This is a genomic window from Falsiroseomonas sp. RANM36, assembly GCF_056682175.1.
This window is the reverse complement of the sequence record NZ_JBWXTD010000003.1, coordinates 405,563-413,537: the sequence shown is the minus strand read 5'-3', so window position 1 is coordinate 413,537 and position 7,975 is coordinate 405,563. Positions and strand designations below refer to the sequence as shown.

At 74.9% G+C, this 7,975-nt stretch carries 3 protein-coding genes; all 3 read left to right on the top strand.

The genetic code is table 11. The features are described from left to right. The coding region (locus AC1MIR_RS06760; RefSeq protein ID WP_480027419.1) for a beta strand repeat-containing protein at positions 1 to 3,890 on the top strand (3,890 nt) is incomplete at its 5' end. Beyond that, positions 3,890 to 6,895: a CHAT domain-containing protein gene (locus AC1MIR_RS06755; RefSeq protein WP_480027418.1), complete on the top strand. Its 3,006-nt coding sequence runs from the start codon at positions 3,890 to 3,892 to the stop codon at positions 6,893 to 6,895. The genes AC1MIR_RS06760 and AC1MIR_RS06755, both read left to right, overlap by 1 nt. A gap of 93 nt (positions 6,896 to 6,988) precedes the next feature. Beyond that, on the top strand, positions 6,989 to 7,975 hold a 987-nt coding region (locus AC1MIR_RS06750; protein WP_480027417.1), incomplete at its 3' end, for a serine/threonine-protein kinase.

Genomic DNA, 7,975 nt, shown 5'->3' with positions numbered 1-7,975 from the left:
CATCCGGCGCCTCCAGCGCCACCGCGCCGGAGGCGCCGGATGGTGGGCTGCGCCTGGCGGGCGAGGTGACGGCCGGCCTGGCGGCGACGCTGCGTGCGGCGGCGCTGGCGCAGGATGCCGGCACGGTGCGGGGCGCGAGCGTGCAGGCGACGATCGGCGGCGCGGCGACGCAGGCGGCCGGCGCGACGCTGCGCGGCACGGCCACGGATGTTGCGCTGACCGCCGCAAGCTTCGACCTGGCCGGCACGCTGGACGCGGCGCGCGATGTGCTACTGACGGCGACGGGCGGCGAGGGCGTGCTGGCCGCGACGACGAGCGCGGGGCGGGATGCGATCATCGCGGTGAGCGGCGGCCGCTTCGCACTCACCGGCACGCTCGCCGCGGGCCGCGACGTGAATGCGAGGGCGAGCGGCGACATGGACATCGCCGCGGCGCTCACGGCGGGCACGGGCATGGCGACGCTGGTGTCGTCGGCCGGGTCGCTGTCGCTTGCTTCCGACGTGACCGCGGCCGGCGCGGTGACGCTGCAGGCCGGTGCCGGCATCGCGCAGACCGCGGGCATGGTGCGGGGCGCGGCGATCGACGCGACAGCGGGCGGCGCGGCGACGCAGGCTGCCGCCGCGATGCTGCGCAGCACGGCCACGGATGTCGCGCTGACCGCGGCGCGCTTCGATCTCGCCGGCACGCTGGACGCGGCGCGCGACGTACGGCTGACGGCGACGAACGGCGACGGCGTGCTGACCGCGACGACAACGTCCGGCCAGGACGCGATCATCGCCGTGAATGGCGGCGGCTTCGCGCTGTCCGGCACGCTCGCTGCGGGCCGCGACGCCCGCGTGGCGGCGCGCGGGGAGGTGGGCGGGGCGGCGGCGATGACCGCGGGCACTGGCGCGGCGATGCTGGTGCCCAGCGCCGGCGCGATCACGCTCCCGAACGACGTGACCGCGGCCGGCGCCGTGACGCTGCAGGCCGGCGCGGGCATCGCGCAGACCGCCGGGACGGTGCAGGGCGCTTCGATCGACGCGACAGCGGGCGGCGTGGCGACGCAGGCGGCCGGTGCGACGCTGCGCAGCACGTCGACGGACGTCGCGCTGACGGCGGCGAGCTTCGACCTGGCCGGCACGCTGGACGCGGCGCGCGACCTGCGGCTGACGGCCACGACGGGCGATGGCGCGGCGCGCGGCAGCGTGCTCGCGACAGGCACGCTGTCGGCCGAGGCCACGAGGGGCGATCTTCTGCTGGCGGGCAGCATCAGCGCCGGCGGGCCAGTCGCGCTTATGGCGGGGACAAGCGTGCGCAGCACCGCGGACGTCACGACTCCCGCAGCCATCGCCATCTCGGCCGGAATGGACATCGTGCAGTCCGGCGGCGCGATCATCGGCGCCACGCTCGACCTCACTGCCGGCAACTTTGTCACGCAGGATGCCGGGCTGCTGCGGGCCTCCGGCGGCCCTCGCGCCGACGATCTGGTCATCGCAGCGCCGCGCTTCCGTCTTCTGGACCGCACAGAAAGCGTCGGCGGCCTCCGCCTGCGTGGCGTTGCCGATGGCTCTCTCGCCGGGGATGTCGTTGCCACGAGCCTGGATGCCGAGGCCGGCGGACTGTCTCTGAGTGGGCGGATCACAGTTGACGGTGCCGCGCGTTTCGTCGGTCACGGCTTCCTGTATCACCAGGCGGAAACGGTGGCCGGAGGGGCGATCCTGTTCGATGCACCGAACGGGGGCATCTCGATCCAGCATCGCGTCAAGGGCCTCGACGTCACTGTGCGCGCCGGCGGCCCTCAACAGGACATGCTGTTGCAGGGGCTGATCGTCGCGCGCCGTGACATGACCCTGGAGGGTGCGGGAAAGATCACCGGCATCGGCGAGCTCGAAGCAGTGCGGTTGACGGGCGGCGCGGCCGGCGATGTCGGACTTCTGGGTCCCAATCGGATCGCGCAGATCGGGCCCTTCGCCGCCGGCGGCGCCCTGACGCTCAACAATGCACAGCCGCTCGCGGTCATCGGCGCGGTCGCGGCCGGCGGCGGCATCGTGTTCGACGTCGCCGGCGCGCTGACGCTGAATGCGCCCGGCGGCGTGGCCCTGGACGCGCCCACCATCCGGCTCGATGCCGAGGCGATCACGCAGGTTGCGGGCACGCTGCGCACGGGTGCCTTGGATGCGCGCGCGAGCGGCGACATCCTGCTTGCGCTGCCCGGCAATCGCATTCCGCTGCTGACGGCGAGCGCCGGCGGCGACCTCACCCTCGTCACAGAGACTGCCCTCACGCTGACCGGTCCGGTCGCCGCCGGCGGCGCGCTGTCCCTGACCGCGGCCGGCGCGATCACCGTGCCCGCCGGCATCCAGGCCAGCGCCGGAACGAGCCTCGCTCTGCGCGGCGCGGCGCTCGAGCTTTCGGGCGAGATCGCGGCGCAGACCCTCGTCTTCGATGCGACCTCCGGCGACATCGCGCAGCGCGCGGGCAGCATCGCCTGGACCGGCACCGCGACGATGGCCGCGACGGGCGCGCTTGCCCAGCGCGGCGGCGCGCGGCTCGGTGGGCCGGATGCGCGGCTCACCGGCAGCGCGGGCGGCGCGATCGACCTCGCGGCCGGCGGCAACCGCCTGCCGCGCGTCGGCCCGCTCGATGCCGGGCAGCAGATCACCGTCGCCAGCCTCGGCGACACCACCGTGGTCGGCGCGCTCGCCGCCGCGGGCGGACCGCTGACGCTGACGACGCAAGGCTCGCTGACGATCCAGCCCGTGTCGCTGACCGGCACCGCGGCCACACTCACGGCCGGCGGCCACATCGCGCAGCAGGCGGGCGGCAGCCTTGCGGTGCCGGGCGCGGTGGCGGTGAGCGCGACGGGCAATGCGGCGCTCGATGGCAGCGTCACCGGCGCAACCATCACGATCGACAGCGGCCTCGCCACCAGCCAGCAGGCCGGCGGCAGCATGATCGCCACCGGTCCGCTGACCGTCACCGCCGGCACGGACATCACGCTGGACGGCATCGTGATCGGCGATCCGGTCACGCTGAATGCCGGGCGCAACCTGTCGCAGGCCGTGACCGGCCGCCTGACCACGACGACGCTGACGCTCGGCATCGGCGGCGACGCCAGCTTCGCCGGCGGCATCACCGCGGATCTGCTCACCGGCACTGTCGGCGGCGCGCTTCTGGCCGACGGACCGGAGATGCGCCTCGGCCTGCTGCGCGACATCACGGCCGGGCAGAGCCTGATCCTGGTGAACGACCAGGCGCTGCAGGTGCAGGGCAGCATCGCCGCGCCCGCGCTGATCGTCTATGCTGCGGGCCCGCTGACGATCGGCAATGTGGCGCTGAACACGGCGGGCGTTCCCTATGTCGAGCCGCCGCCGGGGCCGCTGGCGATCAATCGCCTGCCCGAGCCCATCCCCGGCACGCCCGGCGCGGTGTTCGAGACCGGTGCGGCGCGGCTCGACATCGGCACGCTCACCGTCACGCCGCTCGGCACGGAGAACGCGACGCTGGCGCTGCGGCTGCCGGAGAGCGGCGGGGCGCTGGCGATCTCCAACATCCTCCAGGGGCCGATGACGGACGTCACCTTCGACCTCGGCACCGGCGGCAGCGCGACCGGCCGGATCAATGTGCGCAACCTGACGGTGCTCGGCGTGGGCGGCACGGCGGTGCTGGAGGGCACGGTGCGCGGGCTGGAAGGCTCGGCCGCCGCCTCCGTCTCCGTCATCGGGCCGGAGGTGGGACCGGACTACCAGATCAACGAATGCCCGGTCGGCGCGGTGAACTGCGTGCTGCTCATCGTGCAGATCCCGGTGATCACCGATCCGCTGAAGGAACTTGGCGTCACCACCACGCCCGACGACCAGGACGACATGGACATCTACGTGCCCAATGTCGCGGAGCGGGATTTCTGATGCGCGCGGCCGCCGCCCTGCTGCTGCTGTTCCTCGGCGCCTGCAACGCGCCGCCGCCCTCGGCCTTCGTCGGCGGCGGCGGCGCCGAAGGCGAGCCGGTCGGCAACAACACGGTCGGCGAGGCCTGCACGCAGCAGCGCCACACCGACCGCTCGGCCGACATCTATTGCGGCAGCTGGCAGCAACCGAGCGCACGGGTGCGCCCGGCGGGCGCGGGCGGGGCGGCGGAGATCCAGGCGCTGGCCAGTTCCGGCCCATGGCGCACGGGGCTCGATTCGCGCTTCGCCTGCGGCGCGCCGCGCAGCACCACGATCCTCGGCGACGCGCCGGCGCTGCTGATGGAATGCACCCGCCGCGCCGGCGGCTGGCCCTATGTCGCGCTCGTCGCCTCGGTCGGCGGCACCGCTTGGCTGGCCGATGGCGTGCTGCCCGCCCTGCCGGCGATGGAGCGCGCGATCGGCCAGGCGACCGGCCGGCTGCGCGCGGAAGGCGCGGCGGCGCCGGCCTCGGGCGCCGAGGCGCTGGTGGCCGAACGGCTCGCGGCGCGCGCCGTCGGCTCGAACGACATCGGCACCTATGAGGCGCTGATGCAGGCCGGCATCCGCGCCAACCAGGCGGAGAACGCGGCTGCCGCGGAGACCGCCTATCGCGCCGCGCTCGGCGTGCAGGAACGCGCGCTCGGCAAGGAGGATCCGGCGCTGGCCAGCACGCTGGCGCTGCTGTCGCTGCAGCTGTCGAACCAGGGCCGCTATCCGGCCGCGGAGGAGGCGCTGGAGCGCGCCGATGCGCTGGCCCGCCGCCCCGGCGCGGAGGAAGGTCTGACGGCACGCATCGCGCATTACCGCGCGCTGCACCTGCTGAACCTCGATCGCAACGCCGATGCGCTGGTCCTGCTCGACCGCGCCGCGGCCGAGTACACCCGGCTGCTGCCGCCGAACATGCTGGCAGCGCGCGCCGCGCCGCGCACCCTCTCCGACACCTTCTCGGGCGCGGAGATCCTGGCCAGCCCGCAGACCCGCTCGGCGCTGCTCGGCCTGGTGGAGGTGCGGCGCTACCGCTCCATCGCGCTGCGCGGCCTCGACCGCGTGCCGGAGGCGGATGAGGCGCTGCGCAGTGCCGCGACGCTCGCGCGCGCCAACCGCGTGGCGCTGCCGCTGGTCTCCGCCCGGATCAGCCGCTCCGTCGCGATGGCGGATGCGCAGCGCGGCGATTCGGCGGAAGCCGCCACGGCGCTGTCGCAGGCCGCCGCCGCCTTCGCGCGCGGCATGCCCGGCACGCGTCCGGTGGCGCGCACGCAGCTCTTGCGCGCCGACATGCTCTCCCGCCTCGATCGCCCGATCCAGGTGATCGAGGCCTGCCGCAGCGCGATTGCCGTGCTGACCCTGCTGCGCTCGGGCGTGGAGGCCGAGCTGCTCGAACCCTGCCTCGCCGCCTATGCGGAAGAGGCGCGGCGCGATCCCGGCGCGAGCCAGGCGCTGCTCGCCGAGATGTTCGCCGCCGCGCAGCTCGCGCAATCCGGCCTGACCAGCCGGCAGATCGACCAGGCGACGGTGCGGCTGGCCGATGGCGCGCGCAATCCCGGCGCCGGGGAGGCGATCCGGCGCTACCAGGATGCGCAGAACGCGCTCGGCGACCTGCTGCGCGAGCGCGACGAGATCGCCGCCGGGGGCGGCGGGCGCGGCAGTGCGACGGAGTCGGTGGATCGCCGCATCGCGGAGGCGCGCACCGCGCTGGCCGAGGCCGACGATGCGCTGCAATCGGCTGCGCCGCGTTACGGCCAGCTGGTGCAGCAGGCGACGAGTGCGGCCGATGTGCTTGCCGCGCTGCGCCCGGGCGAGGCCTTCGCGAGCGTCGTGCTGACCGGGCGCAGCGGCTGGACCTTCGTGCTGCGCGACGGCCGGATCGCCACGGCGCCGGTGCGCGGCGGCGAGGCGCGGATCGGCGGCTTGGTGCGCCGCGTGCGCGCCAGCATCGAGCGTACCGGCCCCGGCCGGCCGCGCGTCGACACCAGCGCCGCGGCCGAGCTCTACAGCGCGACGCTCGGCGCCCTCGGCCCGGCGCTGGAGGGCGCCACCGCGCTGGCCGTGGCGCCGAGCGGCCCGCTGCTGGCGCTGCCCTTCGAAGTGCTGCTGACCGGCCCGGCCGATCCGGACAGGCTCTCGGCCGCGCCCTTCCTCGCGCGGCGCTTCGCCATCGCGCATGTGCCCGCGGCGGCGAATTTCGTCGGCCTGCGCCGGCTGGAAGGATCGCGCGCGACGCGGCCCTGGTTCGGCTTCGGCGATTTCCGCCCGCCCTCGCGCGCGCAGGCGGCGCGCAGCTTCCCCGCCGACAGCTGCGCCGAGAGCGCGGCGCTCTTCGCCGGGCTGCCGCCGCTGCCCTCCGCCACGCGAGAGCTGGAAGCGGCGCGGCAATTGCTTCAGGCCAGTCCGCAGGACCGGCTGCTCGGCCCGGCCTTCACCGCCGATGCGGTGCGGCGCGCGCCGCTGCGCGACTACCGCGTGCTGCATTTCGCGACGCATGCCGTGCTGCCCTCCGAGATCGCCTGCCAGCCGGAGCCGGCGATCCTCGCCTCGACGCCGCCGACTGCGCCGGATGCCGCGCCGGCGCTGCTGACGGCGTCGGCGATCGTCAATCTCGACCTGGATGCGGACCTGGTGATCCTCTCGGCCTGCAATTCCGGCGGCCCGGCCGGCTCGACGGCGGGCGAAAGCCTGTCGGGCCTGGCGCGCGCCTTCTTCTATGCGGGGGCGCGGTCGCTGCTGGTGACGCATTGGGCGGTGGACGACCGCATGGCGGCCTATCTCGTCGCCAAGACGCTGGCCGAGATCCGCGGCGGGCGCGGCCCGTCGCAGGCGCTGCAGGCGGCGCAGCTTTCGATCCTGAACGATGCCGGGCGCGGCCTGCCGGAACAGGCGGCGCACCCCTTCTTCTGGGCGCCCTTCGCGGTGATCGGCGAGGGCGGCGCGCTGCGCCCGGTTTCCGTCGCCGATGCTTCGCGCCTATGATGCCGGCGTGAAGCCCGAATCGCGCCTGCGTGGAAGTGCCGGGAAGGCAGGGCGCCGCGGCGGTCGCGGCGCGGCGCGGACGCGGGCCGCCGCATGATCGAGCCCGGCGGCAATCTCGGCAAATACGAACTCCGCAGCACGCTCGGCCGCGGCGCGATGGGCGTGGTGTACGAGGGCTGGGATCCGGTCATCGCACGGCGCGTCGCGATCAAGACCGTCAGGCTGCCCGCCGCCGACGACAGCGACGCGCAGGAGGAGCTCGCCCGCTTCCGGCGGGAGGCGCAGGCGGCGGGGCGGCTGACGCATCCGAACATCGTCGGCGTCTACGACTACGGCGAGGATCGCGGCGTCGCCTACATCGTCATGGAGTTCGTGGACGGCCCGACGCTGAAGAGCCTGCTCGACCGGCAGGAGCGCATGGCGCTGCCGCAGGTCGTGCGGGTGATGGAGGAGGTGCTGGCGGGGCTGGCCTTCAGCCATGCGCGCGGCATCGTCCATCGCGACATCAAGCCCGCCAATGTCATGCTCACCTCCGAAGGCCAGGCGAAGCTCGCCGATTTCGGCATCGCGCGGATCGAGAGCAGCAGCATGACCCAGGCCGGCACGGTGATGGGCACGCCGGCCTACATGTCGCCCGAGCAGTTCATGGGCCAGACGGTGGATGCCCGGACCGACATCTACTCGGCTGGCGTCCTGCTGTATCAGCTGCTGACCGGCGAGCGGCCCTTCGAGGGCGGCATGGCGGCGATCATGCACAAGGCGCTGAACACCGATCCGCCGAAGCCCTCCGACCTGTCGGTGACGGTGCCGCCCGCGCTCGATGCGGTGGTGGCGCGCGCCATGGCCAAGCGGCCGGACGGGCGCTTCGCGAATGCCGAGGCCTTCGCCGCGGCGCTGCGCGCCGGCCTGGCGGCGCCGGCGCCGTCGGTCGAGGCAACGATGATCGCGGCGCCGGCCGTCGAGGCGACGATGATTGCGGCGCCGGCTGCGGCAGCGCCCCCGCCCCCCCCCCCCCCCCCCCCCCCCCCCCCCCCCCCCCCCCCCCCCCCCCCCCCCCCCGCCCCCCCCCCCGGCCCCGCC